This window comes from Streptomyces sp. NPDC014889 (assembly GCF_043081205.1).
In the GTDB taxonomy this organism is placed as follows: domain Bacteria; phylum Actinomycetota; class Actinomycetes; order Streptomycetales; family Streptomycetaceae; genus Streptomyces.
Genome location: NZ_JBIBWH010000002.1, coordinates 206598 through 228095 on the forward strand (window position 1 = coordinate 206598; position 21498 = coordinate 228095).

Annotated in this window: 17 protein-coding genes; 9 read left to right on the top strand and 8 right to left on the bottom strand. The window is 68.0% G+C overall.

Annotated elements, in window-relative coordinates; all coding sequences use genetic code 11:
• Positions 1 to 33: 33 nt before the first annotated feature.
• A complete protein-coding gene (gene dnaB / locus ACF09J_RS04090) occupies positions 34 to 1512 on the bottom strand; it encodes a replicative DNA helicase (RefSeq protein WP_392303807.1) in 1479 nt (492 codons plus the stop codon).
• A 460-nt stretch (positions 1513 to 1972) separates the two neighbouring features.
• On the opposite strand from dnaB, the gene ACF09J_RS04095 reads away from it, so the two are divergent.
• Positions 1973 to 3310, top strand: a complete 1338-nt coding sequence (locus ACF09J_RS04095; RefSeq protein WP_392303808.1) for an MATE family efflux transporter — start codon at positions 1973 to 1975, stop codon at positions 3308 to 3310.
• 136 nt (positions 3311 to 3446) lie between these two features.
• Here ACF09J_RS04095 and rplI read toward each other — a convergent pair whose 3' ends face one another.
• From rplI to rpsF, 4 genes are all read right to left on the bottom strand, one after another.
• Positions 3447 to 3893, bottom strand: coding sequence for a 50S ribosomal protein L9 (gene rplI / locus ACF09J_RS04100; protein ID WP_362356774.1), 447 nt, complete (start codon positions 3891 to 3893; stop codon positions 3447 to 3449).
• 18 nt (positions 3894 to 3911) lie between these two features.
• The gene (gene rpsR, locus ACF09J_RS04105) at positions 3912 to 4148 is read right to left on the bottom strand and encodes a 30S ribosomal protein S18 (protein WP_003949403.1); all 237 of its coding nucleotides are present in this window, start codon (positions 4146 to 4148) and stop codon (positions 3912 to 3914) included.
• A 42-nt stretch (positions 4149 to 4190) separates the two neighbouring features.
• Entirely contained in the window at positions 4191 to 4775 is a 585-nt protein-coding gene (locus ACF09J_RS04110) for a single-stranded DNA-binding protein (protein ID WP_392303809.1), read from the bottom strand.
• Positions 4776 to 4845: 70 nt separating this feature from the next.
• Positions 4846 to 5136 (bottom strand): 30S ribosomal protein S6, encoded by a 291-nt coding sequence (rpsF, locus tag ACF09J_RS04115; RefSeq protein WP_003975025.1) that lies wholly within the window; start codon positions 5134 to 5136, stop codon positions 4846 to 4848.
• Positions 5137 to 5419: 283 nt separating this feature from the next.
• Here rpsF and ACF09J_RS04120 point away from each other — a divergent pair, with 283 nt between their 5' ends.
• The 3 genes from ACF09J_RS04120 (at position 5420) to ACF09J_RS04130 (ending at position 8193) form a co-directional block, all read left to right on the top strand.
• Complete coding sequence (locus ACF09J_RS04120; RefSeq protein WP_388482654.1) at positions 5420 to 5743, top strand: hypothetical protein; 324 nt, start codon at positions 5420 to 5422, stop codon at positions 5741 to 5743.
• 213 nt (positions 5744 to 5956) lie between these two features.
• A complete protein-coding gene (gene femX / locus ACF09J_RS04125; protein WP_392303810.1) occupies positions 5957 to 7078 on the top strand; it encodes a peptidoglycan bridge formation glycyltransferase FemX in 1122 nt (373 codons plus the stop codon).
• 83 nt (positions 7079 to 7161) lie between these two features.
• Complete coding sequence (locus ACF09J_RS04130; protein WP_392303811.1) at positions 7162 to 8193, top strand: alanine racemase; 1032 nt, start codon at positions 7162 to 7164, stop codon at positions 8191 to 8193.
• A gap of 90 nt (positions 8194 to 8283) precedes the next feature.
• On the opposite strand, the gene ACF09J_RS04135 is transcribed toward ACF09J_RS04130, so the two are convergent.
• Together ACF09J_RS04135 and ACF09J_RS04140 are read right to left on the bottom strand one after the other, a co-directional pair.
• Positions 8284 to 9789: a glycosyltransferase family 87 protein gene (locus tag ACF09J_RS04135; RefSeq protein WP_392303812.1), complete on the bottom strand. Its 1506-nt coding sequence runs from the start codon at positions 9787 to 9789 to the stop codon at positions 8284 to 8286.
• A 157-nt stretch (positions 9790 to 9946) separates the two neighbouring features.
• Positions 9947 to 12568: a transglycosylase domain-containing protein gene (locus tag ACF09J_RS04140; protein WP_392303813.1), complete on the bottom strand. Its 2622-nt coding sequence runs from the start codon at positions 12566 to 12568 to the stop codon at positions 9947 to 9949.
• Between the two features lie 400 nt (positions 12569 to 12968).
• Between ACF09J_RS04140 and ACF09J_RS04145 the strand changes: the two genes are divergently transcribed.
• The 4 genes from ACF09J_RS04145 (at position 12969) to ACF09J_RS04160 (ending at position 17055) form a co-directional block, all read left to right on the top strand.
• The gene (locus tag ACF09J_RS04145) at positions 12969 to 13652 is read left to right on the top strand and encodes a helix-turn-helix transcriptional regulator (RefSeq protein WP_392303814.1); all 684 of its coding nucleotides are present in this window, start codon (positions 12969 to 12971) and stop codon (positions 13650 to 13652) included.
• Positions 13653 to 13696: 44 nt separating this feature from the next.
• Positions 13697 to 14779, top strand: a complete 1083-nt coding sequence (locus ACF09J_RS04150; RefSeq protein WP_392303815.1) for an inositol-3-phosphate synthase — start codon at positions 13697 to 13699, stop codon at positions 14777 to 14779.
• A 100-nt stretch (positions 14780 to 14879) separates the two neighbouring features.
• Positions 14880 to 16145 (top strand): MFS transporter, encoded by a 1266-nt coding sequence (locus ACF09J_RS04155; RefSeq protein WP_392303816.1) that lies wholly within the window; start codon positions 14880 to 14882, stop codon positions 16143 to 16145.
• A gap of 139 nt (positions 16146 to 16284) precedes the next feature.
• The gene (locus ACF09J_RS04160) at positions 16285 to 17055 is read left to right on the top strand and encodes a hypothetical protein (protein WP_392303817.1); all 771 of its coding nucleotides are present in this window, start codon (positions 16285 to 16287) and stop codon (positions 17053 to 17055) included.
• A gap of 112 nt (positions 17056 to 17167) precedes the next feature.
• Here the strand turns inward: ACF09J_RS04160 and ACF09J_RS04165 are convergent, their stop codons facing one another.
• Positions 17168 to 18640, bottom strand: coding sequence for a CCA tRNA nucleotidyltransferase (locus ACF09J_RS04165; RefSeq protein ID WP_392303818.1), 1473 nt, complete (start codon positions 18638 to 18640; stop codon positions 17168 to 17170).
• Positions 18641 to 18958: 318 nt separating this feature from the next.
• Between ACF09J_RS04165 and ACF09J_RS04170 the strand changes: the two genes are divergently transcribed.
• Entirely contained in the window at positions 18959 to 21454 is a 2496-nt protein-coding gene (locus ACF09J_RS04170) for a DUF6049 family protein (protein WP_392303819.1), read from the top strand.
• The last annotated feature ends 44 nt before the right edge of the window (positions 21455 to 21498 follow it).

A 21498-nucleotide genomic window follows, 5' to 3' on the forward strand; every position in this document is an offset into this window, starting at 1 on the left:
GCTTCCCGCTGTCTCACGCCACAAGCCGCCGGATCAGGTCTGTGCCATGTCCACGAAGCGTGAGTAGTGGCCCTGGAAGGCGACCGTGATGGTCGCGGTCGGGCCGTTTCGGTGCTTGGCGACGATCAGGTCGGCCTCGCCTGCGCGCGGCGACTCCTTCTCGTATGCGTCCTCGCGGTGCAGCAGGATGACCATGTCGGCGTCCTGCTCGATGGATCCCGACTCACGCAGGTCGGAGACCATCGGCTTCTTGTCGGTGCGCTGCTCGGGGCCACGGTTGAGCTGCGAGAGCGCGATGACCGGGATCTCCAGTTCCTTGGCCAGCAGCTTGAGGTTACGGGACATGTCCGAGACCTCCTGCTGCCGGCTCTCGGCACGCTTGGAACCGCCGGACTGCATCAGCTGGAGATAGTCGATCACGACCAGCTTGAGGTCGTTGCGCTGTTTCAGGCGCCGGCACTTGGCCCGGATCTCCATCATCGACAGGTTCGGGGAGTCGTCGATGTAGAGCGGAGCGGCCGAGACGTCGGGCATCCGGCGGGCCAGCCGCGTCCAGTCCTCGTCGGTCATCGTGCCCGAACGCATGTGGTGCAGGGCGACCCGGGCCTCGGCGGACAGCAGACGCATCGCGATCTCGTTGCGCCCCATCTCCAGCGAGAAGATGACGCTGGGCAGGTTGTTCTTGATCGACGCCGCCCGCGCGAAGTCCAGCGCGAGCGTCGACTTGCCCATCGCGGGTCGCGCGGCGATGACGATCATCTGGCCCGGGTGCAGACCGTTCGTCAGCGAGTCGAAGTCGGTGAACCCGGTGGGCACACCGGTCATCTCCCCGCTGCGTGAGCCGATCGCCTCGATCTCGTCGAGCGCGCCCTCCATGATGTCGCCCAGCGGCAGGTAGTCCTCGCTGGTGCGCTGCTCGGTGACCGCGTAGACCTCGGCCTGGGCGCGGTTGACGATCTCGTCGACGTCGTCGTCGGCCGCGTATCCCATCTGGGTGATGCGCGTACCCGCCTCGACCAGGCGGCGCAGGATCGCACGCTCGTGGACGATCTCGGCGTAGTACGCGGCGTTGGCCGCCGTCGGCACCGTCTGTACGAGCGTGTGCAGATACGAGGCACCACCGACCTTGTTGATCTCCCCGCGTCTGGTGAGCTCGGCGGCGATGGTGATGGGGTCGGCCGGCTCGCCCTTGGCATAGACGTCGAGGATCGCCTGGTAGATCGTCTCGTGGGCCGGCTTGTAGAAGTCGTGGCCCTTGAGGATCTCCACCACGTCGGCGATGGCGTCCTTGGACAGGAGCATGCCACCGAGCACCGACTGTTCGGCGTCGAGGTCCTGCGGGGGAACGCGTTCGAAGGCGGAGCCCCCGTCGTCCCACGTGCCGTTCTCCCGGCCGCGGTCGTGCTGGTCGTCCCGGCCGCGGTCCGTGTCGGGGCGCCGGCGGGAGGCGGGCAGACGATCACTTGGGCCGCTGTCGGCCCACGGGTCGTCCAAGGGCTCGGAAATGCTCACCGAGCAGCCTCCTCCCGTCCGCCGAGCGGACCTCGCCGTGCCCCTCTTTTGTACGGGACGGCACTGACAAAATGAGAGGCCCAACTCCGCTTCAGGCGCGTCAGGTTTATGACGCTTTGGAAGCCGGCGGACGGAGCGGGCGCCGGACCACGGTAGGGCCCAGGACGGCGTCAGCCAATCTGGTTATCCACAGGCCATGTGGACGACCGCCCCGATGCTGTGGAGAACTCGCCGAAACCTGTGCACGAGCCGGTGGACAGCCCTGTGAAAAAGCACTCGGCACCACGCACGGACCCCCTCTGACCTGCCACTTTCCCATCCACCGGCTGTGCAGAAGAAAAACTTTCCCAGTCGGACCAAGATCGCCTCGAACGGTACGCACAAGCGAACGCCACCCAAGCCCAAGTAAGGACTGCACAGGCTTTGCATCTCTTACCTGTGGACGATTACATTAGTGCTCATGACACAGGCCCCCGCACGCCGCCCGGCCACCCGGCGCCGGCACGACCGAGAGATCGTCGCGCTGGCCGTTCCGGCCTTCGGCGCGCTCGTCGCCGAACCGCTCTTCGTGATGGCCGACAGCGCGATCGTCGGCCATCTCGGCACGGCGCAACTCGCTGGACTCGGCATCGCCTCGGCCCTTCTGACCACCGCCGTCAGCGTCTTCGTCTTCCTCGCCTACGCCACCACGGCGGCGGTCGCCCGCCGCGTCGGCGCGGGTGACATCCCGGCCGCCATCCGCCAGGGCATGGACGGCATCTGGCTGGCGCTGCTGCTCGGGGCCGCCGTCATCGCGGTCGTCCTGCCCACCGCTCCCGCCCTGGTGGACCTCTTCGGCGCCTCGCCCACAGCGGCGCCCTATGCGACGACCTATCTGCGCATCTCCTCACTCGGCATTCCGGCCATGCTCGTCGTGCTGGCCTCGACCGGAGTCCTTCGTGGACTTCAGGACACCCGGACACCGCTGTATGTGGCCGTCGCCGGGTTTGTCGCCAACGGCGTCCTCAATGTCGGGCTCGTCTATGGAGCCGGGCTCGGCATCGCCGGTTCGGCCTGGGGCACCGTCATCGCCCAGTGCGGCATGGCGGCGGTCTACCTCTGCGTGGTCGTCCGTGGAGCCCGCCGGCACCATGCCTCCCTGAGGCCCGACCGCGCCGGCATCAGGGCATCCGCACAGGCCGGCGCCCCACTGCTCGTCCGTACGCTCTCCCTGCGGGCGATCCTGATGATCGCCACAGCCGTGGCGGCCCGCCTCGGTGACGCGGACATCGCCGCCCACCAGATCATCCTGTCCCTGTGGAGCCTGCTCGCATTCGCCCTCGACGCCATCGCGATCGCTGGACAGGCCATCATCGGCCGCTATCTCGGCGCCGACGATCCCCAGGGTGCTCGCGAGGCCTGCCGGCGCATGGTGCAGTGGGGAACAGCCGTCGGATTCGCCCTGGGGTTCATGGTGATCCTGAGCCGACCGCTCTTCCTGTCACTGTTCACCAGTGACGCCCTCGTCAAGGACACGGCACTGGGAGCACTGCTCCTGGTGGCGTTCTCCCAGCCGATCTGCGGCGTGGTCTTCGTCCTGGACGGTGTGCTGATGGGTGCGGGGGACGGTCCCTATCTCGCCGGGGCCATGCTGGTGACCTTGGCGGTCTTCACACCTGTGGCCCTGCTCGTGCCCTTTCTGGGCGGCGGGCTCACCGCGCTCTGGGCGGCCATGACGTTGATGATGGCGGTGCGGATGCTGACGCTGTGGCTGCGTTCCCGCTCGGGCCGCTGGATCGTCACAGGAGCGACACGCTGACTGTTTCACGTGAAACACGATCGGATGTCACGTTTCACATGAAACGCCGCTGCCGCTGCGACCTCAGTCGCGAGGAAGGGGCCGCATCGTCGACGGATGCGGCCCCTTCTTCACTGCTCAAGCAGAGCGGAACGCCTTACGCGGCGACAACCTCGATGTTGACCTTGGCGGCAACCTCGGGGTGAAGACGCACGGACGTCTCGTGACCGCCCAGGGACTTGATCGGCGCGCCCAGCTCGATGCGGCGCTTGTCGACCTCGGGACCGCCGGCGGCCTTGATCGCCGAGGCGATGTCGGCCGGGGTGACGGAACCGAACAGGCGGCCGGAGTCGCCGGAGCGAACGGCCAGACGGACCTTCACGCCCTCGAGTTGGGCCTTGATCTGGTTGGCCTGCTCGATGGTCTGGATCTCGTGGATCTTGCGAGCACGACGGATCTGCTCGACGTCCTTCTCGCCGCCCTTGGTCCAGCGGATAGCGAACTTCCGCGGGATCAGGTAGTTGCGAGCGTAGCCGTCCTTGACGTCCACGACGTCGCCCGCGGCACCGAGGCCGGAGACCTCGTGGGTGAGGATGATCTTCATGTTTGGCTCACCCTTCCCTTAGCGCGCGGTGGAGGTGTAGGGCAGCAGCGCCATCTCACGGCTGTTCTTGACGGCCGTGGCGACGTCACGCTGGTGCTGCGTGCAGTTGCCGGTCACGCGACGGGCACGGATCTTGCCGCGGTCGGAAATGAACTTCCGCAGCATGTTCGTGTCCTTGTAGTCCACGTACGTGACCTTGTCCTTGCAGAAAGCGCAGACCTTCTTCTTAGGCTTGCGCACAGGCGGCTTCGCCATGGTGTTTCTCCTGTGTGATCAAGAAGTTGGGGTACGGCCCGCCTAGAAGGGGGGCTCGTCCGAGTAGCCGCCACCGCCACCGGAGCTTCCGCCCCAGCCACCGCCGCCGCCCTGGTTGCCACCGGCGGAAGCACCGGTCGCCCACGGGTCGTCGGAGGGAGCACCGCCCTGCTGGCCGCCACCGGGGCCACCGCCCCAGCCGCCGCCACCCTGGCCGCCGCCCTGGCCGCCACCGCCGCCGTAACCACCCTGGCCACCGCGGCCCGAGGTCTTGGTGACCTTGGCCGTGGCGTTGCGCAGGCTGGCACCGACCTCGTCGACGTCCAGTTCGTAGACCGTGCGCTTGACGCCCTCACGGTCCTCGTAGGACCGCTGCTTCAGCCGGCCCTGCACGATGACGCGCATGCCTCGCTGGAGCGACTCGGCGACGTTCTCCGCCGCCTGACGCCAGACCGAGCAGGTCAGGAAGAGGCTCTCGCCGTCCTTCCACTCGTTCGTCTGACGGTCGAAGGTGCGGGGAGTGGACGCGACGCGGAACTTCGCGACCGCCGCACCGGACGGGGTGAAGCGCAGCTCGGGGTCGTCGACAAGATTGCCGACGACCGTGATGACGGTCTCGCCTGCCATGGGGGAACCTCTCGGCGGGTTTGCTCTGGCTGCTTGCTACTCGAATCCCGAGATCAGCTGAGCGAAGGGCTCAGTGCATCTCGGGGCGGAGGACCTTGGTCCGGAGGACCGACTCGTTCAGGTTCATCTGGCGGTCGAGCTCCTTGACGACCGCAGGCTCGGCCTGCAGGTCGATGACCGAGTAGATGCCCTCGGGCTTCTTCTTGATCTCGTACGAGAGACGACGACGGCCCCAGGTGTCGACCTTCTCGACCTTTCCGCCGCCGTCACGGACGACGGAAAGGAAGTTCTCGATCAGCGGGGAGACAGAACGCTCCTCGAGATCGGGGTCGAGGATGACCATCACCTCGTAGTGACGCATGTGGAACCCACCTCCTCTGGACTCAACGGCCACGGTCGTTCCGTGGCAGGAGGGTTGTGATGCGTACGCAACAGTGCTTGCAGTACATCAGCCGCCACTGACAACGAGGGCCGCTGACGGACTCTCCAGATTGGCCGTGGCTCAGCCTGGGCAGACACCGTGCAGAACGTACAGACTACCCGCACACCTGCTTCCGGTTGAAATCGGGGCGTCGGACCCGTCAACCTGGACACCTCGGGTGTGCACGGCGCTAGGATGCGCCGCTTTTCGCTGGAGGTGCCCCATGGCACAGACGATGCGACCGAACACCGCCGCGGGCGGCGGCCTCTTCGCCACCGACGGCAAGTCCCACCCGGTCCAGGACACCCTGCTCGTGGTGACCCTGGTACTGGGCGTGCTGGCGTTCATCACCGGGCTCCTCTTCCACAGCCTGCACCTGCTGAGCTCCTGGGCCGGCCTGGCGGGGATCCTCACGGGCGCGTACGGCCAGTGGATCTCCGTGACGACGCGCGAGCGCTTCGGGCTGGTGCTCGGCCTCGGCGCCTCCGCGGTCGGCTTCTACCTCGGCCTGGCGCACGGCGGCCTTTTCGGCGGCCTTTTCAGCTGAGACCGGGCACGCCCGGCCGCTGCTCGGGGACGGCGTCCGCCGGACACCGCGGACGCCGCCTGTAAGACCGCACGGCCGACGCCACGGCTCTGAACGGGCCGGGCCGAAGGTTGCGTGCGGCCAGTCTGCGCGCTCCCGGGGCGCAGTAGGCTTCGGCGCGAGAGCCGGAGCCCCTGTACCCATGGGGACAAGCCAGCCCGAGGAGCGCCCCGAATGAGCCTGACCCTGAGGACCATCAGTCGAGAGCAGCATCTGGCCTACATCCAGAACCTGCCCGCGGCGAGTCACATGCAGGTCCCGGCCTGGGCAGAGGTCAAGGCGGAGTGGCGCTCGGAGAACCTGGGCTGGTTCGACGAACGAACCGGCGAACTGGTCGGCGCGGGTCTCGTCCTGTACCGCCAGCTGCCCAAGATCAAGCGGTATCTCGCCTATCTGCCCGAAGGCCCGGTCATCAACTGGTTCGCGCCGAATCTCGACGACTGGATCCAGCCGATGCTGGCGCACCTGAAGCAGCAGGGCGCCTTCTCGGTGAAGATGGGCCCGCCGGTGATCATCCGCCGCTGGAACGCCGAGACCATCAAGAAGGGCATCCAGGACTCGGACGTCAAGCGCCTGCGCGATCTGGAGGCCGACTTCATCGAGCCCCGCGCCTTCGAGGTCGCCGACAAGCTGCGCCGTATGGGCTGGCAGCAGGGCGAGGACGGCGGCGCCGGCTTCGGCGACGTGCAGCCCCGTTACATCTTCCAGGTGCCGCTCGCCAACCGGTCCCTGGAAGAGGTGCACAAGAACTTCAACCAGCTCTGGCGCCGCAACATCAAGAAGGCGGAGAAGGCCGGGGTCGAGGTCGTCCAGGGCGGCTACCAGGACCTCGAGGAATGGCAGCGGCTGTACGAGATCACTGCGGTGCGCGACCACTTCCGGCCCCGCCCGCTGTCGTACTTCCAGCGCATGTGGACGGCCCTCAACACCGAGGACCCCAACCGCATGCGGCTGTACTTCGCCCGGCACAACGGCGTGAACCTGGCGGCGGCGACGATGCTGATCGTCGGCGGGCACGTCTGGTACTCCTACGGCGCCTCCGACAACATCGGCCGTGAGGTCCGGCCCTCGAACGCGATGCAGTGGCGGATGCTGCGCGACGCCTACGCGCTCGGCGCCACGGTCTACGACCTGCGCGGCATCTCCGACTCCCTGGACGAGACCGACCACCTCTTCGGTCTGATCCAGTTCAAGGTCGGCACCGGCGGCCAGGCCGCCGAGTACCTCGGAGAGTGGGACTTCCCGCTGAACAAGCTGCTCCACAAGGCGCTCGACATCTACATGTCGCGCCGCTGACCCGGCGCCCTTCGCTTCGACCCCGTCGACGCCTTCCATACTTCTGATACACCGCATCCACGAGAGAGGTTCCAGGTCCGGCCATGGCGCTCACGCTCTACGTCGACACCGCGCGCTGGCGGGCGCACCACAAGCACGTGCAGGAGCAGTTCCCCGGGCTGGTCCCGGTCTGCAAGGGCAACGGCTACGGATTCGGGCACGAGCGGCTGGCGGAGGAGGCCACCCGGCTGGGCTCCGACATCCTCGCCGTCGGCACGACCTACGAGGCCGCACGCATCAAGGACTTCTTCGGCGGTGACCTGCTGGTGCTGACGCCGTACCGCCGCGGCGAGGAACCGGTGCCGCTGCCCGACCGCGTGGTCCGCTCGGTGTCGTCGATCGACGGGGTGTACGGCCTCGTCGGGGCCCGTGTCGTCATCGAGGTTATGTCCTCGATGAAGCGGCACGGCATCAGCGAGCAGGACCTGCCGCAGTTGCACGCCGCCATAGAGAACGTCCGGCTGGAGGGCTTCGCCATCCACCTGCCGCTGGACCGCACGGACGGCTCGGACGCGGTGGAGGAGGTCATCGGCTGGATGGACCGGCTGCGCGCGGCCCGCCTGCCGCTGCACACCATGTTCGTCAGCCACCTCAAGGCGGATGAACTTGCCCGGTTGCAGCAGCAGTTCCCGCAGACGCGTTTCCGTGCCCGCATCGGCACGCGGCTCTGGCTGGGGGACCACGACGCCACCGAGTACCGGGGCGCGGTCCTGGACGTCACGCGGGTCGGCAAGGGCGACCGTTTCGGCTACCGCCAGCAGAAGGCGGCCTCGGACGGCTTCCTGGTGGTCGTGGCGGGCGGTACGTCGCACGGGGTGGGCCTGGAGGCCCCCAAGGCGCTGCACGGCGTGATGCCGCGCGCCAAGGGCGTCGCCCGCGCCGGGCTGGCCACGGTGAACCGCAACCTCTCCCCGTTCGTCTGGAGCGGCAAGCAGCGCTGGTTCGCGGAGCCGCCGCACATGCAGGTGTCGATCCTGTTCGTCCCCTCGGACGCGCAGGAGCCCAAGGTCGGCGACGAGCTGGTGGCCCATCTGCGCCACACCACCACGCAGTTCGACCGGCTCATGGACCACTGAGCGGCGGTACCGGGACTCGTTCTCGCACGAAGGCCGTGTCGGGCACTGCCGGACACGGCCTTTCGCATGACCTCCTGAAGCGGTGTTCGCTCAGAGCGAACCGCTCCGGGGCGCGGCCGGGCCCTGTCCGCCCCACTCCACCTGCGGTCCGCCGAAGTCCGCCTCCTGCGGTGGACGGGCCCGGGTGCCCAGCACGAAGACGTCCTCGGCACCGTCGAGGACACCGCCCGAGGGGTCGTCGTCGCCGGCCCGGCGCAGCACGTCACGCTCCGGCATGAGGATGTCGCGCACGACGACCGCGCACAGGTACAGCGTGCCGAGCAGGTGCACGGCGATCACCCAGTGGTAGCCGTCGGTCGGCAGACCCTTGTGGGCGTCTCCGCTGGTCGTGTACGCGAGGTACATCCAGATCCCGAGGAAGTACGCGGCCTCGCAGGCCTGCCAGATCAGGAAGTCGCGCCACTTGGGGCGGGCCAGCGCGGCCAGCGGGACCAGCCACAGGACGTACTGCGGCGAGTAGACCTTGTTGGTGACGATGAAGGCGGCCACGATCAGGAAGGCGAGTTGGGCGAAGCGCGGGCGGCGCGGGGCGTACAGCGTCAGCGCCGCGATGCCGAGGGCGCACAGCACCACCAGCAGCGTGGCCGTGGTGTTGACGAAGTCGGTGCTCGGCGGACTGGTCGAGTTCTGGGCCCAGATGAGCCAGAAGGAGCCGAAGTCGACGCCCCGGTCATGGCTGAACCTGTAGAACTGCCACCAGCCCTCCGAGGCGAAGGCCATCACCGGCAGGTTCACCACCAGCCAGGCGGCGACGGCGCCCGCGAGCGCCCTGCCGAAGTCCCGCCACTTCCCCGCCCGCCAGCACAGCACGAACAGCGGGCCGAGCAGGAAGACGGGATAGAGCTTGGCGGCCGTGGCGAGGCCCAGCAGGACGCCGAAGGCGACCGAGCGCCCCCGGGACCACATCAGCATCGCGGCGGCCGTCAGGGCGACCGCCAGCAGGTCCCAGTTGATGGTGGCGGTCAGCGCGAAGGCCGGCGCCAGGGCGACCAGCAGCCCGTCCCACGGCCGCCGGGCGTGCGTGCGCGACACACAGACGGCGATGACGGCCGCGCACACCATCAGCATCCCGGCGTTGACCATCCAGTACCACTGTTCCTGGTGCTGGATGCTGCCGCTGTGCGGGGTCAGCCAGGAGGCCACCTCCATGAAGACCCCGGTCAGGACGGGGTACTCCAGGTACGGCATGTCGCCGGGGAGCCGGTCGAAGTAGGGCACGAGGCCCTCGGCGAAGCCGCGGCCCTGGTAGAGGTGCGGAATGTCCGAGTAGCACGCCTTCGTGTACTGGGAACTCGCGCCGAAGAACCAGGCGCCGTGGTAGCAGGGCACCTTCTGGACCAGGCCGAGGGCGAACATGCCGATCGCGACGAGCGCGACGACCCGTACGGGGGTCCACCAGGACTTCCCGAGCAGGGCCCGCCTGCCGACGGGGCCGCCGATCAGCTCGCTGCCGGCCGCCGCGACCTCGTCCTCCTTGGTGGGCCGCACCGGGTCCGGCTCGTGCACGCTCGCTTGCGTCGATTCAGCACTGGGCATGAGGCACATCCTGCCGTACGACCCTGGGGCATGTGCCCGGTCGGCACCGCGGAGGGCGCAACGGTGCGTCCGCCTCGCCGAGGCCGCACCCGAAACGCCCCCTCACACGAACGAGCGCGCGCCCCGACCATCGGCCGGGGCGCGCGCTCGCTGGGGATCAACCGCCGGTCGGCCCTGAGAAGAGACCGCCGCCTCCGTTGCCGTTGCCCCGGTTGCCGCCGCCTCCGTTGCCATTGCCGTTGCTGCCGTCCGACTCGGTCGGCGAGGGACTCGTGTCGGTGCCGCCGTCCACGCCGCCGTCGCCGGTCTGACCGCCGGTGTTGTCACAGCCGAAGAAGCCGCAGCGGCTCCGGGTCGGCGAGGGAAGCGGGTCGGGCTCGGACTGGGTGGGCGTGGGCGAGGGAGTCGGGCTCTCCTCCGCGGTCTCGGTGGCCGTCGGGGTCGGAGTCGGCGAGGGTGCGCCGATCCCGTCCGCGATCTCGCCGATCTTCTCGGCCTTGGGGAAGCCGGGGTCGTTCTTCCCCTCCAGGGCCGCCTGCATGTACTCGGTCCACACCTGGGTGGGGATGTCACCACCGTGGATCGAGTCCTTGCCCGCCGTGCCGTTCATGGAGAGCAGACTGTGGGTCTTGGGCTCCTCGCGGAACATCGTCACCGCGGTCGAGAGCTGCTGGGTGTAGCCGACGAACCACGCGGACTTGTTCTTGTCGGTGGTACCCGTCTTGCCCGCGGCCTTGCGGCCCAGGGCGAGCGCCTTCGTACCCGTGCCGTTCTCGATGACGTTCTCGAGGACGTCGGTGACGTTGTCGGCCACGGCCTCGGGCATCGCCTGCTTGATGCGCGGCTTCTCGAAGCCGGACATCTCCGAACCGTCGTGCTTGACCATCGTCACCGAGTACGGGTCGGCCTGCTTCCCCGAGGCCGCGAACGTCGCGTAGGCGTCGGCCATGCGGATCGCGCTGGGAGTCGACGTACCGAGGGCGAACGACGCGTTGAGGTCGGCGAAGCTGTCCTTCAGGATGCCCGACTTCTCCGCCACGTCAGCCACGTTCCTCATCCCCACGTCCATGCCGAGCTGGACGAAGGGAGTGTTGATGGACTGCTCCATCGCCTTGCGCAGTGTGATGTAGCCCCACGGATGGGGACTCTCGTTCGCCTGGAAGAACGGCGTGTTGTCCTTCTTGAGGACGAAGGATCCGTCGTTGTTCCTGATCTTCAGGTGGTCGTTACCGTTGTACTTGCTGAGCGGTGAGACCCCGACGCCATCGGTCTTGTAGGTGCCGTACTGCATCGCCGCGGCGAGCACGAACGGCTTCCACGTCGAGCCGACGGGGACGCCCGAGGTGTCCGCGTTGTTGGTGAAGTGGCCGTTCTCGAAGCCGACGCCACCGTAGAGGGCGACGATCGCACCGTCGTCGGGCTTCACCGACGCCGCACCGAACTGGACATGCTTGTCCAGCTCGCGCTTCGGGTCGATGTTCTCCTTCTCCACCTTCTTCACGGCCTTGGCCAGCGCGTCGACCTTGTCCTTCTCGAAGGTGGTGTAGATCTGGTACCCGCCCCGGTCGAACTGCGCCTCCGTGAGCTCGGAGTGCTTCAGGACGTACCGCTTCGCCGCGTCGACGAGGTAGCTGACCTGCCCGGTCATACCCTTGACCGCCTTACGGCCCTGAGGCTCGGGGTACTTCTTGATCGCCTCCTGGTACTGGGCGTCCGTGAGGTGATCCTCCAGATCGGACTTGTGCATCTGCTCGAGGATCCAGCTCCACCGCACTTCCGAACGCTTGTGGTTGGCCTCGGCGGTGGCCGTGGAGTCGAGGTTCTCGTTGCCCGCCGGGTCGTAGTACGTCGGGCCCTTGAGCAGAGCGGCGAGTACGGCGCATTCGCTGGGCGTGAGTTTGTTCGCGTCCTTGCCGTAGTACGTCTGGGCGGCGGCCTGGATGCCGTACGCGCCCCGGCCGTAGTACGAGGTGTTCAGGTATCCCTGGAGGATGTCGTCCTTGGAGAGCTTCGTGCCCACCTTGATCGAGATGAACATCTCCTTGAACTTCCGGGAGACGGTCTGATCCTGGCTCAGGTAGGTGTTCTTCACGAACTGCTGGGTGATCGTCGAACCGCCCTGCGTGTCACCGCCCGTCGCCATGTTGGCCAGCGCGCGGACGATACCCATCGGGTCGACACCCGAGTCCTTGTAGAAGCTCTTGTTCTCGGCCGAGATCACCGCGAGCTGCATGGCTTTGGGAATCTTGTCGATCGTCACGTTCTGCCGGTTCTGACCGCTGCCGGTGGCGACCATCTGCTGGCCGTTGGCCCAGTAGTAGACGTTGTTCTCCGACACCGCCGCGGCGTGCGCCTCACTGGGCACGCTCACCATCGCGTACCCGACGCCGGCGACGGCCACGATGCTGCCGACGAAGCCGATGCACAGCCCGGAGACGAGCCTCCAGGACGGTATCCAGCGGCGCCATCCGTCCGCTCCCGCGCGCGGGTAGTCGATGAACCGCTTCTTGGCGGGCGTCTCCGGCCGCCCCCGGCCGCGTCCGGGACCGTCCGGCCGGCCACGTCGGCCGCTGTTTCTCTGCGCTGCCCGCCGGGCCTCGGCACGGCTGCCGTACGGGCGCTCTCCACCTCCCGCGCCATGTGAACCGGAATCGGCAGGAGATCCGGTGGCGCCTCGCGGTGCCGCTCGGCGGCCGGAGGACGAGCCGGACTGGCCACGTCGGGCCGCGGCGCGTCCGCCTCCCTGCGGCTGCGGCGGTTTGCGACGGTGCTCGCTCATCGAACGATTACTCCTCGGGCAGGCGCGCTCTTGCACGCCTGGAGACGGCGGCTGTTTTCCGGTCCCCCCGAAGTACGGATGTGGTCGGTCACACATTCACCCGTACCGCACCGAGGACAAGGACGTTCCCCACGCGTCACTCGGTTCCCGGCGGTCTGCATGGCGCACAGACTACGCACTGGCAAAACCCGTTGAGCCCCGAAGTTCACCCCAAACCAGGCAACTTGCCTCCGACCGACCGGCGATGTGACCCCGCTCACCCCACCCCCTCTTGTCGCATCCGGGGCTGGGATCTATCGTCGTGATGTATCGAGTCGATACATCAGCGCGAGATAAGCATCGTCACGGCACCCGGAGCGGCCCCCGCCGCCACCGGATCCACGGCAGAGAGGAGGCGACGATGGGCCGGCGTTCCGGCATCCTCGAGTTCGCCGTACTCGGCCTGCTCCGTGAATCCCCGATGCACGGCTACGAGCTGCGCAAACGACTCAACACGTCACTGGGTGTGTTCCGTGCGTTCAGCTACGGGACGCTCTATCCCTGCCTCAAGACGCTGGTCGTCAACGGCTGGTTGATCGAGGAGCCTGGGAGCGCTCCTGAGGACGCCGTCTCCGCCGCGCTCGCGGGCCGCCGCGCCAAAATCGTCTACCGATTGACGGCCGAAGGTAAGGAGCACTTCGAGGAGTTGCTCTCGCAGACGGGCCCCGACACGTACGAGGACGAGCACTTCGCCGCGCGCTTCGCCTTCTTCGGGCAGACGTCGCGCGACGTACGCATGCGCGTACTGGAGGGCCGCCGCAGCCGGCTGGAGGAGCGTCTGGAGAAGATGCGTGCCTCCCTGGCGCGCACCCGGGAGCGCCTCGACGACTACACACTCGAGCTCCAGCGCCACGGGATGGAGTCCGTGGAGCGCGAAGTGCGCTGGCTGAACGAGCTCATCGAGAGCGAGCGGGCCGGGCGGGACCTCAAGGGTTCCGTCTCCGGGGAACCCGCGTCGCTGGACACCACCACTGGAGCGACGGGCGGCCTGCCCCGGTCCGGGGACTCCTCCCGGCCGGATACGCCCGACGACACCGCCACGTGAGGTCCCGTCGGGGCTTCACCGATTACACACAGGGAGCAACCGGAATGGGTTCGGTTCGCGTAGCCATCGTCGGCGTGGGCAACTGCGCCGCGTCGCTGGTGCAGGGCGTCGAGTACTACAAGGACGCCGACCCGGCGTCCAAGGTCCCGGGCCTCATGCACGTGCAGTTCGGCGACTACCACGTGCGTGACGTCGAGTTCGTCGCCGCCTTCGACGTCGACGCGAAGAAGGTCGGCCTGGACCTCGCGGACGCCATCGGCGCCTCCGAGAACAACACCATCAAGATCTGCGACGTGCCCACCACCGGTGTGACGGTTCAGCGCGGCCACACCCTCGACGGTCTCGGCAAGTACTACCGGCAGACCATCGAGGAGTCCGCCGACGCCCCGGTCGACGTCGTCCAGATCCTCAAGGACAAGCAGATCGACGTCCTGGTCTGCTACCTGCCGGTGGGCTCCGAGGACGCGGCGAAGTTCTACGCCCAGTGCGCCATCGACGCCAAGGTCGCCTTCGTCAACGCCCTCCCGGTCTTCATCGCCGGCACCAAGGAGTGGGCGGACAAGTTCACCGAGGCGGGCGTGCCGATCGTCGGCGACGACATCAAGTCGCAGGTCGGCGCGACCATCACGCACCGCGTCATGGCGAAGCTGTTCGAGGACCGCGGTGTCATTCTGGACCGCACCATGCAGCTGAACGTCGGCGGCAACATGGACTTCAAGAACATGCTGGAGCGCGACCGGCTGGAGTCCAAGAAGATCTCCAAGACCCAGGCCGTCACCTCCCAGATCCCCGACCGGGACCTCGGCGAGAAGAACGTCCACATCGGCCCGTCCGACTACGTGGCCTGGCTCGACGACCGCAAGTGGGCGTACGTCCGCCTCGAGGGCCGCGCCTTCGGCGACGTCCCGCTGAGCCTGGAGTACAAGCTCGAGGTCTGGGACTCCCCGAACTCCGCCGGTGTCATCATCGACGCCCTGCGTGCCGCGAAGATCGCCAAGGACCGGGGCATCGGCGGTCCCATCCTGTCGGCGTCCTCGTACTTCATGAAGTCCCCGCCGGTGCAGTACTTCGACGACGAGGCCCGCGAGAACGTGGAGAAGTTCATCCGCGGCGAGGTCGAGCGCTAGAGAGCGCTTCACAAAACCGCTCCTGCCAGGGCTGTTGGGCCCCCGTCCGTGTACGCCGCGCGTGCACCCGGGGGCCCTCCCACATGTGAGGCTGTGCCCCATGGCCGTCGTCCGTGACCTGCGTGTCCTGCTGCGCCTGAGGAACTTCAGACGCCTGCTCGCCGTGCGGGTGCTCTCCCAGAGCGCCGACGGCGTCTACCAGGTCGCGCTCGCCACCTACGTCGTCTTCTCCCCGGAGAAGCAGACCTCGCCCGCCGCGGTCGCCTCCGCGATGGCGGTGCTGCTCCTGCCGTACTCGCTGGTCGGCCCCTTCGCCGGCATCCTGCTGGACCGCTGGCGCCGTCGCCAGGTCTTCCTCTACGGCAACCTGACGCGTGCCGTGATGGCGACCGTTACGGCCGTGCTGATGGTCGCCGCCGTGCCGGCCTGGCTGTTCTACGTCTCCGCGCTGTGCGTCACCGCCGTCAACCGCTTCGTGCTCGCCGGGCTGTCCGCCGCGCTGCCGCGCGTGGTCGACGCCGAGCGGCTGGTGATGGCCAACTCGCTGTCGCCGACCGCCGGCTCACTGGCCGCGTTCGCGGGTGGCGGCCTCGCGTTCGTCGTGCGGCTGGTGGGAGCGGACTCCGACGCGGCCGTGGTGCTGCTGGGGGCCGCCCTGTATCTGTGCGCGGCCCTGGCCTCCCTGCTCATGGCACCGGATCTGCTCGGGCCCGACCGCGGACCGCGGCGGCCACGGCTGGCGGCGACGCTGAACGTCACCGCGCGCGAGCTGATGGCGGCCGTACGGCACCTGGCCGCGCCGTCTCGGCGGCAGGCGGCGTGGGCACTGGCCTCGATGACCCTGATGCGTTTCTGCTACGGGGCCCTGACCGTCCTGGTCCTGATGCTGTGCCGCTACGGCCTGACCTCGAACACACGGGAGGGACTGCGTCTGCTCGGGCTGGCGCTGGCCCTCTCCGGCGCCGGGTTCTTCGCGGCGGCCGTGATGACGCCTTGGGCGGCGGGCCGGCTCGGACCTGCCCGCTGGATCGCCGTGTGCGCCGGGTCCGCCTCGGTTCTCGAGCCCGCCCTCGGCCTGCCGTTCGCCACCGGCCCCCTGCTCGTCGCGGCGTTCGTGCTGGGGCTGACCACCCAGGGCGCGAAGATCGCCACGGACACGATGGTGCAGTCCGCAGTCGACGACGGTTTCCGCGGCCGGATCTTTTCGGTGTACGACGTGCTCTTCAACGTGGCGTTCGTCGGCGCCGCGGGGGTCGCCGCGCTGATGCTGCCATCGGACGGCCGCTCGGCCGTGCTCGTCGTGATGGTCGCCGTGATCTATGGGGCGGTTGCGGCCGCTATGGCCCACCGAAGCAACTGCCCTTGAGCCTTACCCCCTTTACCGCCAAGGCTCTGAAAAACCTCAACTCCGTTGCGTTTAAGGGACCGCACCAAGGAACATCAACCTACGTGGACATGACCAGTCCATACGGCAACAAGTAGACCGCAGAAGACGGGGAGCGCACATGAACAGGCGAAGCATACGCAGGCTGGCAGTAGGATTCGGCACGTTCACGCTTTTGGCAGGATCCACTACGCAGGCGCTGGCCACCGACCTGGTGAAGACTGATACGACGAGCACCCCGGCCGCCTACGCCGACTACCTCCGTCACTCGAACGAAGACGGAGCAGCACAGGCAAGCAAGGCCTTCGATGCTCTGTCTCCAAACGAGCAGAAGCAGTTTGTCACCCACCTCCACGACCCGGCTCTGTTCGCCTCCTTCCTGAATCAGCCTGTGAAGCAAGAAGAGGGAATCACCGCCTCCACGTACAACAGCAGCCATACGACCACAGTGAAGGGGGGAGACGTCACCTTCGTGTCGCGGCGTGACATCACCGCAGCGACGTCGACGGCTAAGCCCCTCCCGAAGGGCAATCACTGGGCAAGCTATACCCAGGACCTCAAGATCAAGGGAATCACCGTGCTCAAGCTCAAGCTCTCGGTGAACTTCCACAGTAATGGAAAAGACGTCACCAAGGTCAATTACGCCGAGGCGTCCAAGAAGAATCTGAGTGGCCTAATCAAGGTCGCCCACGACAGTCCGAAGACATGGCTCGGCCAGTGGAAGCTCTGCAAAAAGGGCAAGCCGTGCAGTCACGGCCACCTCGCTGGCGCATCAGTTGTGTGGGAGGGCACCGTCTCTGGTCCGTCTTATGAGTTCCAGGTAGACAAGAAGCAGACCATGGAGGCCAACGTCTACGGTTCCGTGACGTACAAGACCTTCAAGAACGCGTAGCCGGTCAGCCTGTCGGCACCCAGCGAAGGGGCGATGTTTCACGTGAAACATCGCCCCTCGGTGTTGCCCGGGCTCGTGTTTCACGTGAAACACGAGCCCTCTTCACACGGCCTCAGCCCTGCTCCTCCTGCTCGACCCACCACTCCTTGAGGGCCGCCACCGCGGCGTCGTGGTCCATCGGACCGTTCTCGAGCCGCAGCTCCAGCAGGTACTTGTACGCCTTCCCGACGGCCGGTCCGGGCTTGACGCCGAGGACCTCCATGATCTGGTTGCCGTCGAGGTCCGGGCGGATCGCGTCCAGCTCCTCCCGCTCCTGGAGCTGGGCGATGCGCTCCTCCAGACCGTCGTACGCCCGGGACAGTGCGGCCGCCTTGCGCTTGTTGCGGGTGGTGCAGTCCGAGCGGGTCAGCTTGTGAAGGCGGTCGAGCAGCGGGCCCGCGTCGCGGACATAGCGGCGGACAGCCGAGTCCGTCCACTCGCCGGTGCCGTAGCCATGGAAACGCAGATGGAGTTCGACCAACTGCGAAACGTCCTTCACCAGCTCGTTGGAGTACTTCAGCGCGGTCATACGCTTCTTGGTCATTTTCGCGCCGACCACCTCGTGGTGGTGGAAGGAGACCCGGCCGTCCTTCTCGAAGCGACGCGTGCACGGCTTGCCGATGTCATGCAGAAGGGCGGCGAGGCGCAGCGTCAGATCGGGCTCCTCCTCCAGCGCCATCGCCTGCTCCAGCACGATCAGCGTGTGGTCGTAGACGTCCTTGTGCCGGTGGTGCTCGTCGCTCTCCAGGCGCAGGGCGGGCAGCTCGGGCAGGACATGGCCGGCCAGACCGGTGTCGACGAGCAGGGTCAGGCCCTTGCGCGGGTGGGCCGACAGGATCAGCTTGTTCAGCTCGTCCCGGACCCGCTCGGCCGAGACGATCTCGATACGTCCCGCCATCTCCTTGATCGCCGTGACGACCTCGGGGGCGACATCGAAGTCGAGCTGGGCGGCGAAGCGCGCGGCCCGCATCATGCGCAGCGGATCGTCGGAGAAGGACTCCTCGGGTGTGCCCGGGGTGCGCAGCACACGTGCCTCGAGGTCGCCGATCCCGCCGTGCGGGTCGATGAACGTCTTCTCCGGCAGCGCCACGGCCATGGCATTCACCGTGAAGTCACGGCGGACGAGGTCCTCCTCGATGGAGTCGCCGTACGCCACCTCGGGCTTGCGTGAGGAGCGGTCGTAGGCCTCGGACCGGTAGGTGGTCACCTCGATCTGGAAGCACCGGTCGACGTCCCCGACGCGGGCCTGCTTCTGCGCCCCGACCGTGCCGAAGGCGATTCCGACCTCCCAGACGGCGTCCGCCCAGGGCCGCACGATCTTCAGTACGTCCTCGGGGCGGGCGTCGGTCGTGAAGTCCAGGTCGTTGCCGAGCCGGCCGAGCAGCGCGTCCCGGACCGAGCCGCCGACCAGGGCAAGAGAGAACCCGGCCTCCTGGAAACGGCGTGCGAGGTCGTCGGCGACAGGGGCCACCCGCAGCAGCTCGCTCACCGCGCGCTGCTGCACCTGGCTCAGGGCAGGGGAAGTGTGTTCGTTGGCGTTCGGCACAACAGAAAAGGGTACGTGGCCCGGGCGCCGGAGCGCGCCGTCATTGTTCGGCGCCGGCCTGGGCCGGTGCGGCAGCGACGTCATGCGGGGCACCCCGGCAGACCCCCTCCTCCATCTGCTCATCCGCTCCTTATTACCTGCTCAACCCATGCCTTTGTGACGGAACAAACAGCATCCTCGGATACGGGCACATCCAGGGCGTCCACCCGCGTCCAGCGATCTTGTGACCGCCTCCGAGGCACATCCCCTCGGCGCACATCGTTACCATGCGGGGACGCACATTCCGACGACCACTGACGACGAGGGACGGGCGAGCGCGTGGCCGAGGCGGCAGACTTCCAGGGGACCAGTCCCTCACCTGCCCGCCGAAGGCTGCGGCGTGCCGGGGCGCTGCTCGCCGGAGCACCGCTGCTGGCCGCCCTGCTCCAACTGCCCGCGGCACCGTCCGCACACGCCGCCGGGCAGGAGTCCCCGCAGACCGCGTCGGGCTCGCGCACGGTCGCCGTCTCCGTCGACTCGTTCAGCCCCAGCGCCCCCTCGGACGGGGACACGCTGACCGTCTCCGGCACGGTGACGAACAAGAGCAAGCAGGCCGTCACCGACGCCCACGTGGGTCTGCGGTTGGGCCCGGAGCTGAACACCCGCTCGGCGATCGACACCGTGGCTCAGCGCACCCAGTTCGATCCGGGCGCCGACGGCCCCGAGGTCGGCGACAAGTACGTCCAGAAGTTCACGCAGCTCGCTCCGGGCGTCGCGGAGCACTTCAGCATCTCCGTGCCGGTCGACAAGCTGAACCTCGGCACGAACGGGGTCTACGAGTTCTCCGTCTCGCTGTCCGGCCAGACGTCCGTCCAGCCCTGGGAGCAGGTCCTGGGCATCCAGCGCACGTTCCTGCCGTGGCAGCCGAACGACGCGGGCGCGAAGACGAAGACGACCTACCTGTGGCCGCTGGTGTCCAGTGTGCACATGACGGCCGAGACGAGCCCCGGAGCACTGCAGACGCCCGTCTTCCTCAACGACGACCTCGCCAAGGAACTCTCGCCCGGCGGACGCCTGGAACGGATGCTGTCACTGGGCAAGGACCTCGACGTCACCTGGGTGATCGACCCGGACCTGCTGGCGTCCGTCGACGCCATGACCCGCACCTACCGCGTCCAGGGCGCCAACGGCACGGCTGTGCCGGGCACCCACCAGGACGTCGCCAAGAAGTGGCTCTCCGGACTCCAGCAGGCGGTGACCGGCAAGGACGTCGTGGCACTGCCCTTCGCCGACCCGGACCTGGCCTCCCTCGCCCACCACGGCACGAGCGCCACCGGCTCGCTGAGCCAGCTCAAGGACGCCACCGACGTCGCCGCCAGCACGGTGGAGACGGTGCTCCACGTGAAGCCGAGCACGGACTTCGCCTGGCCCGTGGACGGCGCCGTCGACCCGTCCATCGTCAAGGTCGCCACCTCCGCGGGTGCCGACAAGATCATCACACGCAGCGACAGCCTCCAGGAGACCGGCGGGCTGCCCTACACGCCCTCTGCCGCCCGCCCGATCGGCGGCGGCACCACGGCGATCGTCACGGACGCCCGCCTGTCGACGGCGTTCGAGGGCGACCTGACACAGGCCGGCGCCTCCACGCTCGCCGTGCAGGAGTTCCTCGCCCAGAGCCTGGAGATCGACAACCAGACGAGCCGCCGGCGCAGCATCGTCGTGGCCCCGCAGCGCATGCCCAGCGCGAGCCAGGCTCAGGCCATGGCGCAGGCGCTGACGGCACTCCAGCAGAGCAACTGGTCGCAGTCGCAGGACCTGGCCGCGGCCGCCGCGGCCAAGCCGGACCCCGGCGCCACCACGAAGATCCCGTCCGGCGCGGACTACCCCTCCTCGCTGCGCAGGAAGGAACTGAGGCCTGCCGCCTTCAGGGCGATCGCCAGGACGCAGGACAAGGTCGACAACTTCCGGGTCGTCCTGACCGACCCGTCCCGGGTCGTCACGCCCTTCGGGCGGGCCATGAACCGGGAGATGGCCACGTCGTGGCGCGGCCGGTCCGGCGGGGCGACGGACTTCCGGGACGGCGTGGAGGCGTATCTCGACGACCTCTCCGAACAGGTCAAGCTGATCGACAAGTCGGAGACGAAGCTCTCCGGCCACAGCGCCACGATCCCGGTGACCGTGCAGAACAACCTGGTGCAGGGCGTCGACCACCTGGTGCTGCGGCTCACCTCGACCAACCCCACCCGCCTCAAGATCCGCGGCAAGGCGTACTCGGAGCAGCCCGTCGCGGTCTCCGGCGGGCACAGCCAGTCCGTGAAGTTCACCACGTCGGCCAACGCCAACGGCCCCGTGACGGTGGTGGCCCAGCTCTACACGCAGGACGGCCGGGAGTACGGCGCGCCCGTCACCTTCGACGTGAAGGTCACGGAGATCACGGCCACGGTGATGCTGGTCATCGGCGGCGGTGTCCTGCTGCTCGTCCTCGCCGGCTTCCGCATGTACACCCAGCGCAAGCGCGCGGCGGCCAACCAGGCCGCTCAGGACCCCCAAACGGCCGAGAACGCCGAGAACGCCGAGAACGCTGAGAACACCGACAACGCCGAGGAAGCGCGTGGCGGCGAGGACGGCGACGGACAAGCCGGTGACAGCGAGGACGGGCCGGAAGGCGCCGGGCCCGAGAACCCCGAAGGCGCCGCCGCTCGTCCCACGGAAGGCACGGAAGAGTCCGGCTCCCGGTCCCGGGCGGACGACCCGGAGCAGCCGAGTGACCCGACACCGGACACCGCAGCGGAAAGCGCAGACCCGTCCGGCACGGGTGAGAAGGTGGACCGTTGAGGATGTCGTGGCCCGGAGGGCCCGGGACGATGAGGTGGGGTAAG

Bases quoted from the DNA above. Each gene is read 5' to 3' on its own strand.
- rplI (WP_362356774.1), bottom strand. From the start codon at position 3,893: ATGAAGATCATCCTCACCCACGAGGTCTCCGGCCTCGGTGCCGCGGGC.
- ACF09J_RS04120 (WP_388482654.1), top strand. From the start codon at position 5,420: ATGGCACAGACGATGCGACCGAACACCGCCGCGGGCGGCGGCCTCTTC.
- ACF09J_RS04095 (WP_392303808.1), top strand. From the start codon at position 1,973: ATGACACAGGCCCCCGCACGCCGCCCGGCCACCCGGCGCCGGCACGAC.
- ACF09J_RS04135 (WP_392303812.1), bottom strand. From the start codon at position 9,789: ATGCCCAGTGCTGAATCGACGCAAGCGAGCGTGCACGAGCCGGACCCG.
- rpsF (WP_003975025.1), bottom strand. From the start codon at position 5,136: ATGCGTCACTACGAGGTGATGGTCATCCTCGACCCCGATCTCGAGGAG.
- ACF09J_RS04150 (WP_392303815.1), top strand. From the start codon at position 13,697: ATGGGTTCGGTTCGCGTAGCCATCGTCGGCGTGGGCAACTGCGCCGCG.
- ACF09J_RS04160 (WP_392303817.1), top strand. From the start codon at position 16,285: ATGAACAGGCGAAGCATACGCAGGCTGGCAGTAGGATTCGGCACGTTC.
- femX (WP_392303810.1), top strand. From the start codon at position 5,957: ATGAGCCTGACCCTGAGGACCATCAGTCGAGAGCAGCATCTGGCCTAC.
- ACF09J_RS04110 (WP_392303809.1), bottom strand. From the start codon at position 4,775: ATGGCAGGCGAGACCGTCATCACGGTCGTCGGCAATCTTGTCGACGAC.
- ACF09J_RS04130 (WP_392303811.1), top strand. From the start codon at position 7,162: ATGGCGCTCACGCTCTACGTCGACACCGCGCGCTGGCGGGCGCACCAC.
- ACF09J_RS04140 (WP_392303813.1), bottom strand. From the start codon at position 12,568: ATGAGCGAGCACCGTCGCAAACCGCCGCAGCCGCAGGGAGGCGGACGC.
- rpsR (WP_003949403.1), bottom strand. From the start codon at position 4,148: ATGGCGAAGCCGCCTGTGCGCAAGCCTAAGAAGAAGGTCTGCGCTTTC.
- ACF09J_RS04155 (WP_392303816.1), top strand. From the start codon at position 14,880: ATGGCCGTCGTCCGTGACCTGCGTGTCCTGCTGCGCCTGAGGAACTTC.
- ACF09J_RS04145 (WP_392303814.1), top strand. From the start codon at position 12,969: ATGGGCCGGCGTTCCGGCATCCTCGAGTTCGCCGTACTCGGCCTGCTC.